At 68.5% G+C, this 13,404-nt stretch carries 16 protein-coding genes and 1 pseudogene; 9 read left to right on the top strand and 8 right to left on the bottom strand.

The window, feature by feature from the left end:
* Positions 1-166 precede the first annotated feature (166 nt).
* From FHU38_RS06345 to FHU38_RS06330, 4 genes are read left to right on the top strand one after another with little or no spacing between them, the layout of a single operon-like run.
* The gene (locus FHU38_RS06345; protein ID WP_313886673.1) at positions 167-1,168 is read left to right on the top strand and encodes a branched-chain amino acid ABC transporter permease; all 1,002 of its coding nucleotides are present in this window, start codon (positions 167-169) and stop codon (positions 1,166-1,168) included.
* 9 nt (positions 1,169-1,177) lie between these two features.
* Positions 1,178-2,170 carry a branched-chain amino acid ABC transporter permease gene (locus FHU38_RS06340; RefSeq protein ID WP_167167594.1) on the top strand — a complete coding sequence of 331 codons (993 nt, stop codon included), beginning with the start codon at positions 1,178-1,180 and terminating at the stop codon, positions 2,168-2,170.
* Complete coding sequence (locus FHU38_RS06335; RefSeq protein ID WP_167167591.1) at positions 2,160-2,999, top strand: ABC transporter ATP-binding protein; 840 nt, start codon at positions 2,160-2,162, stop codon at positions 2,997-2,999. The genes FHU38_RS06340 and FHU38_RS06335 overlap by 11 nt, the downstream gene beginning before the upstream one ends.
* On the top strand, positions 2,992-3,729 hold the full coding sequence (locus tag FHU38_RS06330) for an ABC transporter ATP-binding protein (protein WP_167167588.1): 738 nt from the start codon (positions 2,992-2,994) through the stop codon (positions 3,727-3,729). Before FHU38_RS06335 ends, FHU38_RS06330 begins: the two co-directional genes overlap by 8 nt.
* A gap of 73 nt (positions 3,730-3,802) precedes the next feature.
* On the opposite strand, the gene FHU38_RS06325 is transcribed toward FHU38_RS06330, so the two are convergent.
* Complete coding sequence (locus tag FHU38_RS06325) at positions 3,803-5,062, bottom strand: ABC transporter substrate-binding protein (RefSeq protein WP_167167585.1); 1,260 nt, start codon at positions 5,060-5,062, stop codon at positions 3,803-3,805.
* A gap of 251 nt (positions 5,063-5,313) precedes the next feature.
* Between FHU38_RS06325 and FHU38_RS06320 the strand changes: the two genes are divergently transcribed.
* From FHU38_RS06320 to bcp, 3 genes are all read left to right on the top strand, one after another.
* On the top strand, positions 5,314-5,496 hold the full coding sequence (locus FHU38_RS06320; protein WP_009155626.1) for a hypothetical protein: 183 nt from the start codon (positions 5,314-5,316) through the stop codon (positions 5,494-5,496).
* 214 nt (positions 5,497-5,710) lie between these two features.
* Positions 5,711-6,241, top strand: a complete 531-nt coding sequence (locus tag FHU38_RS06315; RefSeq protein ID WP_167175627.1) for a hypothetical protein — start codon at positions 5,711-5,713, stop codon at positions 6,239-6,241.
* 30 nt (positions 6,242-6,271) lie between these two features.
* Positions 6,272-6,751, top strand: coding sequence for a thioredoxin-dependent thiol peroxidase (gene bcp / locus FHU38_RS06310; protein ID WP_167167582.1), 480 nt, complete (start codon positions 6,272-6,274; stop codon positions 6,749-6,751).
* Between the two features lie 13 nt (positions 6,752-6,764).
* On the opposite strand, the gene rdgB is transcribed toward bcp, so the two are convergent.
* A complete protein-coding gene (gene rdgB / locus FHU38_RS06305; protein ID WP_167167579.1) occupies positions 6,765-7,379 on the bottom strand; it encodes an RdgB/HAM1 family non-canonical purine NTP pyrophosphatase in 615 nt (204 codons plus the stop codon).
* Positions 7,376-8,155 (bottom strand): ribonuclease PH, encoded by a 780-nt coding sequence (gene rph, locus FHU38_RS06300; RefSeq protein WP_167167576.1) that lies wholly within the window; start codon positions 8,153-8,155, stop codon positions 7,376-7,378. Before rph ends, rdgB begins: the two co-directional genes overlap by 4 nt.
* A 125-nt stretch (positions 8,156-8,280) precedes the next feature.
* On the opposite strand from rph, the pseudogene FHU38_RS27185 reads away from it, so the two are divergent.
* Positions 8,281-9,237 (top strand): annotated as a pseudogene (locus FHU38_RS27185) (lysylphosphatidylglycerol synthase transmembrane domain-containing protein); the annotation flags it as partial.
* A 42-nt stretch (positions 9,238-9,279) separates the two neighbouring features.
* Here FHU38_RS27185 and FHU38_RS06295 read toward each other — a convergent pair.
* Genes FHU38_RS06295 through FHU38_RS06285 form a run of 3 tightly spaced genes read right to left on the bottom strand, consistent with a single transcriptional unit; the run spans position 9,280 to position 11,475 of the window.
* On the bottom strand, positions 9,280-10,050 hold the full coding sequence (locus FHU38_RS06295) for an MBL fold metallo-hydrolase (RefSeq protein ID WP_313886672.1): 771 nt from the start codon (positions 10,048-10,050) through the stop codon (positions 9,280-9,282).
* A gap of 40 nt (positions 10,051-10,090) precedes the next feature.
* Entirely contained in the window at positions 10,091-10,885 is a 795-nt protein-coding gene (gene murI, locus FHU38_RS06290) for a glutamate racemase (RefSeq protein WP_167167570.1), read from the bottom strand.
* Positions 10,882-11,475 (bottom strand): rhomboid family intramembrane serine protease, encoded by a 594-nt coding sequence (locus FHU38_RS06285; RefSeq protein WP_167175624.1) that lies wholly within the window; start codon positions 11,473-11,475, stop codon positions 10,882-10,884. Before FHU38_RS06285 ends, murI begins: the two co-directional genes overlap by 4 nt.
* 206 nt (positions 11,476-11,681) lie before the next feature.
* On the opposite strand from FHU38_RS06285, the gene FHU38_RS06280 reads away from it, so the two are divergent.
* The gene (locus FHU38_RS06280) at positions 11,682-12,044 is read left to right on the top strand and encodes a group I truncated hemoglobin (protein WP_167167567.1); all 363 of its coding nucleotides are present in this window, start codon (positions 11,682-11,684) and stop codon (positions 12,042-12,044) included.
* 37 nt (positions 12,045-12,081) lie between these two features.
* Here FHU38_RS06280 and FHU38_RS06275 read toward each other — a convergent pair whose 3' ends face one another.
* Both FHU38_RS06275 and FHU38_RS06270 read right to left on the bottom strand, forming a co-directional pair.
* The gene (locus tag FHU38_RS06275) at positions 12,082-13,032 is read right to left on the bottom strand and encodes a PLP-dependent cysteine synthase family protein (RefSeq protein ID WP_167167564.1); all 951 of its coding nucleotides are present in this window, start codon (positions 13,030-13,032) and stop codon (positions 12,082-12,084) included.
* A 37-nt stretch (positions 13,033-13,069) separates the two neighbouring features.
* Positions 13,070-13,348: a ubiquitin-like small modifier protein 1 gene (locus FHU38_RS06270; RefSeq protein ID WP_167167560.1), complete on the bottom strand. Its 279-nt coding sequence runs from the start codon at positions 13,346-13,348 to the stop codon at positions 13,070-13,072.
* Positions 13,349-13,404: the final 56 nt, after the last annotated feature.

Raw genomic sequence — 13,404 nt, 5'->3', positions numbered from 1 at the left:
CCCCCCTGTTGAGCTACCTAGACAGACAATCGGAGCAACGGGATATGACGTCCGGGCCGGGAGGACTGCGCCGACGGCTACCTGAGGTAACAATCACGTACACCGAATATTCGTATGCCGAACGTGTGCTTACACTGACCGCCAAAATCCGACCCCGGTGCGCGAGGTGACTGTGCGTGTAACCCGATTACTCGTACCGATAGTCGCTCTGCTGCTCGTGGCGCTGGCTCCGGCCGCGGCATGGGCGCAGGGCGAAGAGGTACCAAGTGGCCCGAGCTTTCTCGACCGGGCGCTGCAGTCCCTGCTCGACGGCATTCAGTTCGGTGCCATCATCGCGATCACAGCGGTGGGTCTCTCGCTCGTCTTCGGCACCACTCACCTGATCAACTTCGCGCACGGAGAGCTGGTCACCATCGGCGCCGTCATCGCGTTCTTCCTTAACGTGACCGCGCAGGGGCCTGGCTGGCACATCATCATCTCGGCGGTGGTCGCCGTCGTGCTCGGCGCAGCGTTCGGCGGGGTACTGGAACGGGTGATGTGGCGGCCGCTGCGCAACAGAGGCACGGGGCTGATCAACCTGTTCATCATCACGATCGGCCTTTCGCTGCTGTTGCGGCACGTCGTGCTGGTGTTCTTCGGTTCGCGGCCGAGCTCCTACCGGGAGTACGACATCCAGCAGGCCATCGACCTCGGCCCGGTGGGCATCACCCCCAGAGACCTGACGATCACGGTGCTTTCGGTGCTCGTTCTGCTCGGGGTGGCGTTCATGCTGCAAAAGACCCGCATCGGCACCGCCATTCGCGCCGTGTCCAGCAACCGGGATCTGGCCGAGGCCTCGGGCATCGATGTCAACCGTGTCGTGCTCGTGGTGTGGATTCTCGGCGGCGGGCTGGCCGCGCTTGGCGGGGTCTTCTTCGGACTCGTCGAGATCATCACCTGGGACATGGGCTTCCGGCTGCTGCTGTTGATGTTCGCGGGCATCATCCTGGGCGGGCTCGGCTCTGCCTACGGCGCGATGGTCGGCAGTTTCGTGGTCGGCATCGTCGCGCAGATGTCCAGCCTCTGGTTCCCCATCGACCTGCAGCACGCCTGGGCGCTGCTCGCGCTCATCGTCGTCCTGCTGATCCGTCCACAAGGCATTCTCGGCCAGCGGGAACGAGTGGGCTAGGCGGTAGATATGGACTGGGAAATCATCCTCTCCGACGCGCTTCGGTCGGGCATCGGCCCGGTCGCGGCCGTCTATGCCCTCGCGGCGATCGGCCTCAACCTCCACTTCGGCTACACGGGCCTGCTGAACTTCGGGCAGGTCGCGTTCATGCTCGTCGGCGCGTACGGGGTGGCCGCCTCGGTATCGACGTTCGGGCTGTCACTGTGGGTCGGTGTGCTGGTCGGGCTCGCCTGCTCGGTGGTTCTCGCGTTACTGCTCGGCCTGCCGACGCTGCGGCTGCGCGCGGAGTACCTGGCGATCGCCACCATCGCCGCGGGCGAGATCCTGCGGCTGTTCTACCGGTCGAGCTGGGCCGAGCCCGTGACCGGTGGCGTGTTCGGGTTGCAGCAGTTCGCGAACGACTTCTACGACGTCAATCCCATCCCCAACGACAGGTACGGGTTCTGGCTGCTGAACTTCAGCGCCCGTGACCTGTGGGCACTGGGCGTGGCGTGGGGGCTGGTCGCGCTCATGACGTTGCTCATCGCGCTGCTCGTGCACAGCCCTTGGGGCCGGGTCATCCGATCGATCCGCGAGGACGAGGAAGCAGTACGCAGCCTCGGCAAGAGTGTCTACGCGTACAAGCTGCAAAGCCTCATGCTCGGCGGGGCGATCGGCTCACTGGCCGGCATGATGCTGGCGATCAACAACCAGTCGGTGAACCCGGACAGCTACGACCCCGTGGTCACGTTCTTCCTCTACACGCTGCTGGTGCTCGGCGGCGCCGGACGCGTGCTGGGGCCGGTGCTCGGCTCGATCCTGTTCTGGGCGATCCTGACGTTCTTCGACAGCCTGCTTCGCCAGGCGATCGACGCGGGCGTCATCTCGCCGACGATCATCGCCGCCCCTGAGGTCGGAGCGGTGCGCTTCGCCCTGGTCGGGCTCGGTCTGATGCTGCTCATGATCTTCCGGCCGCAAGGCATTCTCGGCAGTCGCAAGGAGATGCTGCTCGATGTCCGCTGACCTCGCGAATGTCGCCCCTGAGCCCGGGGTGGCCAAGCCTGATGCGCTGCTGGTCGCCGACGGTGTCACCCGCCGCTTCGGCGGCCTCACCGCCGTGCGGGTGGACCATCTCGAGATCCAGCGGGGTGCCATCACCGCGCTGATCGGCCCGAACGGCGCGGGCAAGAGCACCCTTTTCAACGTGCTGAGCGGGTTCGACCGGGCGGACGCGGGCACCTGGTCGTTCGACGGGCACAACATCAGCAAACGTCCCGCCCACCGCGTCGCCCGCCGGGGCATGGTGCGCACGTTCCAGCTCACCAAGACCCTGTCGCGGCTGTCGGTGATGGAGAACATGAAGCTCGCCGCGCGGCACCAGCGTGGTGAGCGGCTGGCTCTCGCGGTACTGCGTCCGCTGTGGCGCTCCCAGGAGCGCGAGATCGAGCGCCGCGCCGACGAACTGCTGGAGCGGTTCCGGCTTTCCCACATGCGTGACGAGTACGCGGGCACGCTTTCTGGCGGGCAGCGCAAGCTGCTGGAGATGGCACGGGCCTTGATGGTGCGGCCCACGATGGTCATGCTGGATGAACCGATGGCTGGCGTGAACCCGGCGCTGACCCAGTCGCTGCTCGGCCACATCACCGAGTTGCGTGACGAAGGCATGACGGTGTGCTTCGTCGAGCACGACATGGATGTGGTGATGGGTATCAGCGACTGGGTGGTGTGTATGGCCGAGGGTGAGGTGGTGGCCGAGGGGCCGCCGCAGGCCATCGGCAAGAACCCGGCCGTGATCGACGCCTACCTCGGCAAGCAGCACGACGAACCCGAATCGAGGCCCGACGATGAGTGATCCGCATGATCCGCTGCTGACGGCCGAAGACGTCTACGCGGGCTACATCCCCGGCGTGGACGTGCTGCGCGGTTGCGGTCTCGTGCTCGATCCCGGCGAGTTGGTCGGGGTGATCGGGCCGAACGGTGCCGGAAAGTCCACGCTGGTCAAGGCCATGTTCGGGCTGCTGCGTATCCGTGAGGGAACGGTGCGCCTCCGTGGCGAGGACGTCACGAACAAGCCGGCCCACGAACTGGTGTCGAAGGGCATCGGCTACGTGCCGCAGCGGCAGAACGTCTTCCCCACGCTGACCGTGGAGGAGAACCTGCGCATGGGCACCTACCTCAAGCCGAAGGCGTTCGACGAGCGGGTGGCCTTCGTGGAGGAACTGTTTCCGGTGCTGGGTGAGCGGCGGGCGCAGAAGGCCAGCTCGATGTCCGGCGGCGAGCGGCAGATGCTGGCGATGGGCAGGGCGCTGATGATGGAGCCCGAGGTACTGCTGCTCGACGAGCCGTCCGCTGGGCTGTCCCCGATCTACCAGGACCAGGTGTTCGAGCGAGTCAAGCAGATCAACGCCGCGGGGGTTGCGATCCTGATGGTCGAGCAGAACGCCCGCCGTTGCCTGCAGATCTGCGACCGCGGCTACGTGCTGGACCAGGGCAGCAACGCCTACACCGGCACCGGAACCGAACTGCTGCACGACGAGAAGGTCATCGAGCTGTACCTGGGCACGCTGGCCAGGGCTCGCTGATCCACCGAACGAAGCAGTCCCCCGGGTCCGGACCCGGGGGACTGCTTCTTGTGCTGCCTATTCCGCGGGGGTGTCAGCCGTTGCCGCTGCTCTTCTCCGTGCGCACGGTTTCCAACTGACCCGAATCGTTGTAGCGGTACACCTCGATCGTCGCCTCACCCGGCTCGCCCTGCTCGACGAAGTCGAGCGGCCCGCTCACGCCGTCGTAGTCGATGTCGGTGCCCTGATCGAGCAGGCCCTTGCACTGCTCGAACGACGTGCACTTCTCGCCGCCCTTGGTCACGCCGTTGATCTCCGGCGCGAACGTGGCCGGGTCGGTCGACTGGGCCGCCTCGGCGGCCAGTGCGATGATCGTCACGCAGTCGTACACCTGGGGCGCGAACTGCAGCTCGGTGAGGTTGGGTGCGAACTCCTTGAGCCTGTTGACGTACTCCTGGTTCTCCGCCGACGCGGGCGCGGTGCCCTTCATCCCCGCGATCACGCTCGGGTCGTTCGGCGAGACCAGCTTGGCCAGTTCCTCGCTGCGCAACCCGTCGGCGCCGTAGACGCCGATCTGCTGCGGGCCCACGCCCGCCTCAATCATGGACTGCATGACCTGCGTGCCCTCCTCGAAGGCCACCACAACAGCCGCGTCCGGCCGCGAGTTCTTGACCTGCTGCGCGAGCTGGTCGAAGTTGGTCGCCTCGGGGTCGTAGGTCTGCGTCAGCACGACGTTGGCGCCCTGCTCCTCGAGCGCCTTCTTCGTGGCCTCCATGAGGCCACGGCCGTAGTCGTCGGCGCGGGCGACCAGCGCCACCCGATTGTGGCCGTCCTCCGTGATCACCTTGCCCAGCACCGGGCCCTGCAACGCGTCACTCGGCGCGGTCCTGAAGTAGAACCCGTCGTCGTTGTAGTCGGTGAACGTGGGCGCGGTGTTGGAGCCGGAGCACTGGACGACACCCGAGCCGGTGATGTTGTCGATGATCGCCAGCGACATGCCGGACGCGGCGGCACCGATGATCGCGTCCACGCCCGATGACAGCACCCGGTCGGCCGACTGCACGGCCACACCTTCCTGCCCGGCCTCGTCGCCGGCGACTATCTCCGGTATCGGCTGCCCGAGAACACCACCGGCGTCGTTGATGTTCTTGATCGCGAACTTGGCCGACTGGATCTGTGGCGGCCCGAGGAAGGCCAGCTGCCCGGTCTCGGGCAGCACGTAGCCGAGGTTGAGCACGCCGTCACCCCCGTCGCCTCCGCCTTGGCCGCCGTCGTCCCCGCCACCGCACGCGGCCACCACGAGCGCCGTGGCGCTCAGGAAGATCGCTGATCGCCAAAGTCTTGACGCTCGCATTTCTTCCGCCTCCCGTCATCGAGTTCTCATGATGGGCGGTCAACTGGTGAACCTGCCGGGCAGTGAACTGCTCGGCGGCGGTGCCCGTTTTCCACCCGGCTTGTCCGAAGAGACTGAAAGACTAGATCTTTTCGGACACCGGGTGAACAGCCAACATACGATTGATACGTCGGCTTGACTCTCCGGGGCAGGCAAGATCGCGGGGAGTAGTTTGGGGCACACAGCACGCGAGCGGTTCCGGGAGGGCAGGAATGTCGGTAGGCAATCCGTTCCGATGGCCGGAGCGTGTGGCCGACTGGTTCGAGATGCGCGGCGTCTACGTTCCCGGTGAGGACAACCGGGTGGTGAACCCGTGGCGCGACTGGGGTTGGCTCATCGTGGTGTGGCTCGCGGGGCTGGCGGTTTTCGTGCTTTTCTTCGCTCTCGCCGTCTGACACCCTCCTCCTTAGCACCGAACGAGTGATTGACATCACTCCATGTGGCCCAACGGTCACGGTCAGGACACAGCCGGACACCAGGTCCGACTCAACCCCGGCAACCGGCTGGCATCACCTGCCTGGCCGCCGCCACAGTGGACGAGGCAGGGCTGCTGCCACCGAACGGAGCAACCTGCCGGTGCGAACGTACTAAGGAGCGTCTGCCGTGCGAATGTCGAGGATCGCCGTGGCCGGCTGCGCGGCGCTCGCGCTGACCGCCTGCGGCACCTCCGAAGCCGGTGACATTCCGCCACCGACCGAATCCGCCACCGCGACCTCCGCGCCCGATGTGCGGCTCAGCCCGCCTCCCGGAGTCTTCGAGTTCGGCTCCGAGTACCGGTTTCCCACCGGCCTCGTCGTCCGCGTCTCCACCCCGGACGTCTTCCATCCGAGCGAGAGCGCCTACCCGCGCTCGGAGCGGGCGGCGGCGTTCGGCATCGTGCTTTTCAACGACGGCGAGCAGCCCTACCGGCTCTCCAACTTCTCGGTGACCGCTACGGTCGGCGAGCAGGAGGTGAAACAGGTCGTGGACACCACCCGCGGTTACAACGGCATCCCCGACGCCGACCGCGATATCGGGCCCGGCAGCACGGTGCGACTCACATTGGCCTTTGCGATGAGCACCGACCGCGACCCGGTGCGGCTCACACTGCGCCCCTACGCCTCCACCCCGGCCACGGCCGTGTTCCGCGGCTCGGTGTGAGGCAGGCTCTGCCCCGGATAGGCTTCCGGCATGACCGAGCAGAAGCGGCTCTCCCCCGGCGACCAGGCACCCGAGTTCACCCTTCCCGACAGTAAGGGCGACAACGTCTCGCTGTCCGACTTCCGGGGCCGCTGGGTGGTCGTGTACTTCTACCCCGCCGCGGGCACCCCCGGGTGCACCAAGCAGGCCTGCGACTTCAGGGACAACCTCGCCCTGCTCGACGAAGCCGGGTACCAGGTGCTGGGAATCTCCCCCGACAAGCAGGCAAAGCTCGCGAAGTTCGAAGCCGACCAGGGCCTGACCTTCCCGTTGCTTTCCGATCCCGACAAGACCGTGCTCACCGAGTGGGGAGCTTTCGGGGAGAAGAAGAACTACGGTCGGGTGGTGCAGGGGGTGATCCGCTCGACGTTCGTCGTGGATCCCGAAGGCAGGATCGCGAAGGCGCTGTACAACGTGCGCGCCACCGGTCACGTGGCCAAACTGCTGAAGGATCTGCGACTGTCCGGGTAAGACTCCCGGCCCGTTACCGCACCTGGGTCAGTTCCCGCAGGTACGGCAACAGCGAGCGCAGCGCGCGACCCCGGTGCGACATCGAATCCTTCTCCTCACCGGACAACTCCGCGGAGGTGCGGCTCTGCCCCTCGGGCAAGAAGATCGGGTCGTAGCCGAACCCGTTCGTGCCACGGGGTTCGCGGACGAGCGTGCCGCGCCATTCGCCACGCAGCACGACCTCGGTCGAGCCGGGCACCACCAGCGCGGCCGCGCACACGAAGGCGGCACCGCGCCGCTCGTCGGGGACGTCCTTCAGTTGCGACAGCACAAGTTCGAGGTTCGCGCGGTCGTCGCCGTGCTCGCCCGCCCAGCGGGCCGACAGCACTCCGGGCATACCGTTCAGTGCGTCCACGGCAAGCCCTGAGTCGTCGGCGACGGCGGGCAGGCCGGTGGCGCGCGCGGCATCGCGGGCCTTGGCGAGCGCGTTCTCCTCGAAGGTGGCCCCGGTCTCGGGTGACTCGGGGAACTCCTTCACCTCGGCGAGACCGACGACCTCGATCTCGCCGAGGCCGTGCGTCAGCAGGATCCGACGCAGTTCGTCGAGCTTGTGCCGGTTGCGTGTGGCCAGCAGCAGCCGCAACGTCACTTGGAGCCCTTCGACTTCTTGGCGGGCGCGGGCTCGGGCAACTCACCGGGGTAAGGCTGGGCCAGCGCCTGTTCCTGGGCCCTGGCCAGCTCCGCGCAGCCGGCGAGGGCCAGGTCGAGCATCTTGTCGAGAGTGGATCTGGTGAACGTGGCGCCCTCGGCGGTGCCCTGCACCTCGATCAGCGTGCCCGCGTCGGTGGCGACGACGTTCATGTCCACTTCGGCACGAGAGTCCTCCTCGTAGGGAAGGTCCAGCCGGACCCGCCCGTCCACCACACCGACGCTGACGGCGGACACCGCCGCCGAGAGCGGCTTGGGGTCGACGAGCCTGCCCGCCGCGCCAAGCCAGGTGGTCGCGTCGGCGAGCGCGACGTAGCCGCCGGTGATGGCGGCGGTGCGGGTTCCGCCGTCGGCCTGGATCACGTCACAGTCGATCACGACGGTGTTCTCGCCGAGTGCGGCGAGGTCGATGCAGGAGCGCAGGGACCGCCCGATGAGCCTGCTGATCTCGTGGGTACGGCCACCGATCCTGCCCTTGATCGATTCGCGATCGGCTCGGGTGTGGGTGGCCGATGGCAGCATCGCGTACTCGGCGGTGACCCAGCCGAGGCCGGAGCCCGCGCGCCAGCGCGGCACGCCTTCTGTCACGCTCGCAGCGCACAGCACCCTGGTGTCGCCGAACTCTATGAGCACCGAACCCGCGGGCCACTGCTGAAAACCGCGCGTGATCCGCACCTCGCGGAGCTGGTCGTCGTTCCTGCCGTCTTTTCTCACCACGAGCGCAGAGCCTAGTGAACGCGTTGAGTGACCGCCGCCGCGCCTACCCGCCGACAGGGCTTCCACGGTCGTTGACAGCCACCCCCGCCGGAGCATAATTCAAAAGTGTTGAAATAGGGGGCGGTATGGGCGAGAGAACCCGGCGACGGCGCAGGCTATGGCGGGGTGCCGGGATCGCCGCCGTGCTCGTGGGTGCGGTGTTCACGCTGCGGGGCAGGCTGCCCGAACCCGCCGAGGTGTTCACCACGCTGGCCGCGGCGGATCCGAGGTGGCTACTGACCGCCGCTGCCGCCCAGTTCGTGTCGCTGGCGATGTTCGCCCGCCAGCAGCGCAGGCTGCTGACCGGGTTCGGCGTGACGATCCCGCGGCACCGCGCGTTCGCGCTGGCCTACAGCCGCTCGGCCATCGCGATCAGCCTGCCCGCCGGTTCCGCTGTTTCGGCCGCGTACGCCTTCCGAGAATTCCGCGCCGACGGTGCCGACAAGGCGGCCGCCACCGCGGTCATGGTGCTCTCGGGCCTGCTGTCGGCGGCGGGGCTCGCGCTGCTGTATGTCACCGGAATGCTCACCGGCGCGGCAACGGCGCTCGCCCGCAGCTGGGACGTCCACCCGGGCCTTGTCCTGGCGGGTCTGGTCCCGGCGGCCACCCTCGCCGCGGCCGCGGCACCGGCGCTGGCCTCCCGCCTGCGTGCGCCTGCCCGGCCCGCGAGACAACGGCGCTGGCGGAGCCATGGCCTGCTCGGTGGTGTGCTCGACACGGTGCGCGACGCGCTGACCGAGTCTCGCACCGTGCGGCCACGGCACTGGCTGCTCGCGCTGGCGGCGGCCGTGGGTAACTGGCTCACCGACCTGCTGTGCCTGCTCGCCGCATCCCGCGCGGTCGGCATCGAACTCGGCGTCGCCACGCTGGCCACGATCTATCTCACGGTGCAGCTACTGCGGCAGGTCCCGTTGACCCCCGGCGGGATCGGCGTGATCGAAGCTGCCCTGTTCGCGGGACTCGTCTCGGCCGGCGCCGCCGACTCGCCCGCGACCGCAGCCGTACTGACCTACCGGCTACTGTCGTGCTGGCTGATCATTCCCATCGGGGTACTCGGCTGGCTGGTGCTGCGGGCGACCCGCCGCTCAGATGTCGTAGACCGCCCCTTGCTCGACGAGCCGGACGGGCCCGTCGTAGCGGGAACGCGCCTCCCACAGCACCGCTTCGCCGTCGGTCCACGGAGCGACGTGGGTGAGCAGCAGCCTGCCGACGCGCGCCCGCGCGGCGAGTTCCCCGGCCTGCCGTCCGGATAGGTGCAACCCGGGTGGCCGGTCGTCGGCGTGGGTCCAGGTGGCCTCCGCCAGCAGCACGTCGACTCCCTGTGCGAGTTCGTCCAGCGCGGGGCACTCACCGGTGTCGCCGGTGTAGGCGAAGGTGCGCGCGCCGTGGGCCACGCGCATCCCGAACGACTCGGTTGGATGGGTCACCGGCACGGCGGTGACCTCGAACGGCCCGATCCGCAGCACACCGTGGTGCAGCGCGTGGAACTCGAACACGTCCGACAGGTCGGTCTCCAGCCGCTCCGCCTCGTGCGGCGCGTAGGCGTTGGCCAGCCTGGCGGGCGCCTGGCTCGGCGCGTAGACCGGCAGCCTGCGCTCGCGGGTGTCGAAAGGCGGCGCCGGATGGTAGCGGCGCAGCACCGTCAGTGCGCTGAAGTCGGCGCAGTGGTCCGGATGCAGGTGCGAAAGCAGCAGCGCGTCCAGTCCGAACGGATCGCGCACGGCCTGCAGTCGCGCCAGCGTGCCGTTGCCGAGATCGATGCCCATCGTGAAGCCGTCCGCTTCGAGCAGGTAGCCAGACGCCGCCTGGTCGGGGCCGGGAATGCTGCCGCAGCAGCCCAGGATCGTCACTCGCACGGTCACACACCCTGCCATGACGGCCGCGTTGATGCCCCGGTCACGTGGCCGTCAGCACGCCGGCGCCGATACCCATGAACCGGTGTGCCAGCCGGGTGAACGGCTCCCGGTCGCCCGTGCAGAGGAACTCGTGCGCGGGTGGCTCCGCGCGTTCGGAGAGCAGGTCCTGCTCGGTGAGTACGCGCACCACGTCCTTGGCGGTTTCTTCCGCGCTGGACACCAAAGTCACCTCCGGCCCCATCACGATCTGGAGCACGCCGGTGAGCAGTGGGTAGTGCGTGCAGCCAAGGATCAGCGTGTCCACCCCAGCGCGCGACAACGGCTCGAGGTAGCCCTGCGCGAGCCCGAGCACCTGGCGGCCCGATGTGATGCCCCGCTCGACGAAGTCGACGAACCGGGGGCAGGCGACGCTGCTCAGTCGCACCTGTGTTGCGCCTGCGAAGGCGTCGTCGTAGGCGCGTGAGCGGACGGTGCCCTCCGTGCCGATCAACCCGATGCGCCCGTTGTGCGTGGCGGCCGCCGCGCGCCGCACGGCGGGCAGCACGACCTCGATGACGGGGATGTCGTAACGCTCCCTGGCGTCGCGCAGGCTCGCCGCGGAGGCAGTGTTGCAGGCGATCACCAGCGCCTTGACTCCGTCTGCGACGAGGCCGTCGAGGGCGGCCAGGGTGAGCTCGCGCACTCGGGCGATGGGCAGCGGCCCGTAGGGGGCGTTGCGGGTGTCGCCGAGGTAGCGCAGTCGCTCTCCGGGAAGCTGATCGGCGATGGCGCGCGCGACGGTCAGCCCACCGACGCCGGAGTCGAATATCCCGATCGGGGCATCGGCATGCGTCACGCCCTGAGGGTACCGGGCGGTTTGGCGGCCCTGGCCCGGTCGGCTCGCGCCACGACCCACGCCGCGAGCACCCCGCCGAGTGCTCCGAACAGGTGACCCTGCCAGGAGATCGCCGGGTTGCCGGGCAGGATGCCCCACAGCATCCCGCCCCAGCCGAACAGCAGCACGGCGGCCACCACCAGTTGGGCAGCGCTGCGGTTGAAGATCCCGCGCACGAGCAGGAACGCCAGCCAGCCGAAGGCGAGCCCGGAGGCGCCGACCGTCACCACGCCAGGCGGGGCCGTCAGCCACACCCCGAGCCCGGCGACGAGCCAGATCGTGGCCGTGACCGCCACCCACTGCGCGATACCGCCCGCCATCGCGAGGAAGGCGAACACCAGCACGGGAACGGTGTTGGCGAGCAGGTGCTCCCAGCCCGCGTGCAGCACCGGTGCCCACGCGATTCCGTCGAGCCCCGCCAGCGACCTCGCGTGGATACCGGCGAGGTCGAGTTGCGCCGGCAACAGCACGTCGACGAGTTCCACCAGGTAGAGCAGCATCGTGAACGTCAGCGCGACAACGCCCGCCGCCAGCGGTTTCGGCGGCAGCACCCGCTTGGCCGGGCTCGGCCTCGGGCGCGAAGGAACTGGTTGCGGCTGCGTGCTCACGTTCTCCAGGCTACGTCCGGTGGCGTAGGGCCACCTCGGGTGAAATCCCTGAGATCACAAGGCCGCGATAGCTGCCGTGCCGAGCTGTTTGCACGCTGTTGTCATCGTGCGTACGCGGCGGAAACGTCGGCTCGGTTGGCTCGATCGGCATGACGAGCATTTACGAGCGGATCGGTGGCCAGGAAGCACTCATCGCGGTCGTTGACGACTTCTACGAGCGGGTCCTCGCGGACGCGGAGCTGGCGGGGTTCTTCACGGGGTCGAACATGTCGCGGCTGAAGGGCAAGCAGGTGGAGTTCTTCGCGCAGGCGCTCGGCGGTCCTGCCGAGTACAGCGGGCTTTCCATGAAGGACGCACACCGGGGCAGGGGTATCGGCCAGCAGCACTTCGACCTGGTGGCGAAGCACCTGAGCGAGTCGCTGCTGGCGGCCGGGGTCGCAAGCGACACGGTGGACGCGATCATCGGCGCGGTGGCGCCGCTTTCGGGCGACATCGTGTCACCGGCGGCCTGAGAACTCGGGGCCCCTCGCGGCGGGACGGCCGGTGGGCTCACGCCCAGAGCTGGCCGTCCAGCCGCTCGGCGGCCTCGTCGAGCGAACCGCTGTAGGCGCCGGTGGACAGGTACTTCCAGCCGGCGTCGGCGACGACGAACGCCACATCGGCCCGCTCGCCCCTGGCCAGGGCCTTGTTCGCCACGCCGAGCGCGGCGTGCACCACGGCGCCGGTGGAGATTCCCGCGAAGATCCCTTCGTGTTCCAGCAGTTCGCGGGTGCGGCGCAGCGCGTCGTAGGCGCCGACCGAGTACCTGCCGGACAGCACGTCGGGGTCGTACAGCTCGGGAACGAAACCCTCGTCCAGGTTGCGCAGCCCGTACACCAGCTCGCCGTAGCGCGGCTCCGCCGCGATCACCTGCACGTCCGGCTTCTGCTCCCGCAGGTAGCGACCGACCCCCACCAGCGTGCCGGTGGTGCCGAGGCCGCCGACGAAGTGGGTCACTGTCGGCAGGTCCTTCAGCAGCTCCGGGCCGGTGCCCCGGTAGTGCGAGTCGGGGTTGGCCGGGTTGCCGTACTGGTAGAGCATGACCCAGTCCGGGTTGCTCTTGGCCAGCTCCTTCGCCCTGCGCACGGCCTCGTTCGAGCCGCCCGCGGCGGGCGAGTACACGATGCGGGCGCCGTATGCCTGCAGCAGTTGCGTTCGCTCGGCCGAGGTGTTTTCCGGCATCACACACACCAGGCCGTAGCCCTTGAGCTTGGCGGCCATGGCCAGCGAGATACCGGTGTTGCCGGAGGTGGGCTCGAGAATCGTCGCTCCGGGGCGCAGGCTGCCGTCACGCTCGGCGGCCTCGATCATCGCCAGCGCGGGCCTGTCCTTGATCGAGCCGGTGGGGTTGCGATCCTCCAGCTTCGCCCACAGCCGCACGTCGGCCGAAGGGGACAGCCTGGGCAGGCCGACGAGCGGCGTTCCGCCGAGCGCGTCCAGCAGGGACTCGTACCGAGCCATTGTCAGGGCCTATCGTCTTGGGTTCGCGCCGACGAGGTCAGCGCGACCCGCCCGCCACAGCAGGCAGGATGGTCACGGTGTCGCCGTCGGAGACCTCCGCGTCGAGCCCGCCCGCGAAGCGCACGTCCTCGTCGTTGACGTAAACGTTGACGAAACGGTGCAGCTTCTCGTCCTTGACCAGGCGCTCCTTGAGGCCGCCGTGCTTGGCCTCGAGGTCGTCGATCACCTCCGCCACCGTCTTGCCCGACGCCTCGACGGACTTCTCGCCGCCGGTGTGATTGCGCAGGATGGTGGGGATGGAGACGGTCACGGGCATGGGTTACCTCCACTCGGATCTACGACAGGATGAGACGTTCGGGTGGGCCGCGGTAT

It is taken from the genome of Saccharomonospora amisosensis, assembly GCF_011761185.1.
Classification (GTDB): Bacteria; Actinomycetota; Actinomycetes; order Mycobacteriales; family Pseudonocardiaceae; genus Saccharomonospora_A; species Saccharomonospora_A amisosensis.
Note: the sequence above shows the minus strand (reverse complement) of the source record. Positions and strands in the feature narration are given on the sequence as shown.

Excerpts from the sequence above, each read along its gene's own strand:
- FHU38_RS06340 (WP_167167594.1), top strand. The coding sequence starts at position 1,178 with ATGGACTGGGAAATCATCCTCTCCGACGCGCTTCGGTCGGGCATCGGC.
- FHU38_RS06335 (WP_167167591.1), top strand. The coding sequence starts at position 2,160 with ATGTCCGCTGACCTCGCGAATGTCGCCCCTGAGCCCGGGGTGGCCAAG.
- FHU38_RS06330 (WP_167167588.1), top strand. The coding sequence starts at position 2,992 with ATGAGTGATCCGCATGATCCGCTGCTGACGGCCGAAGACGTCTACGCG.
- FHU38_RS06325 (WP_167167585.1), bottom strand. The coding sequence starts at position 5,062 with ATGCGAGCGTCAAGACTTTGGCGATCAGCGATCTTCCTGAGCGCCACG.
- FHU38_RS06320 (WP_009155626.1), top strand. The coding sequence starts at position 5,314 with ATGTCGGTAGGCAATCCGTTCCGATGGCCGGAGCGTGTGGCCGACTGG.
- FHU38_RS06315 (WP_167175627.1), top strand. The coding sequence starts at position 5,711 with ATGTCGAGGATCGCCGTGGCCGGCTGCGCGGCGCTCGCGCTGACCGCC.
- bcp (WP_167167582.1), top strand. The coding sequence starts at position 6,272 with ATGACCGAGCAGAAGCGGCTCTCCCCCGGCGACCAGGCACCCGAGTTC.
- FHU38_RS06280 (WP_167167567.1), top strand. The coding sequence starts at position 11,682 with ATGACGAGCATTTACGAGCGGATCGGTGGCCAGGAAGCACTCATCGCG.
- FHU38_RS06275 (WP_167167564.1), bottom strand. The coding sequence starts at position 13,032 with ATGGCTCGGTACGAGTCCCTGCTGGACGCGCTCGGCGGAACGCCGCTC.
- FHU38_RS06270 (WP_167167560.1), bottom strand. The coding sequence starts at position 13,348 with ATGCCCGTGACCGTCTCCATCCCCACCATCCTGCGCAATCACACCGGC.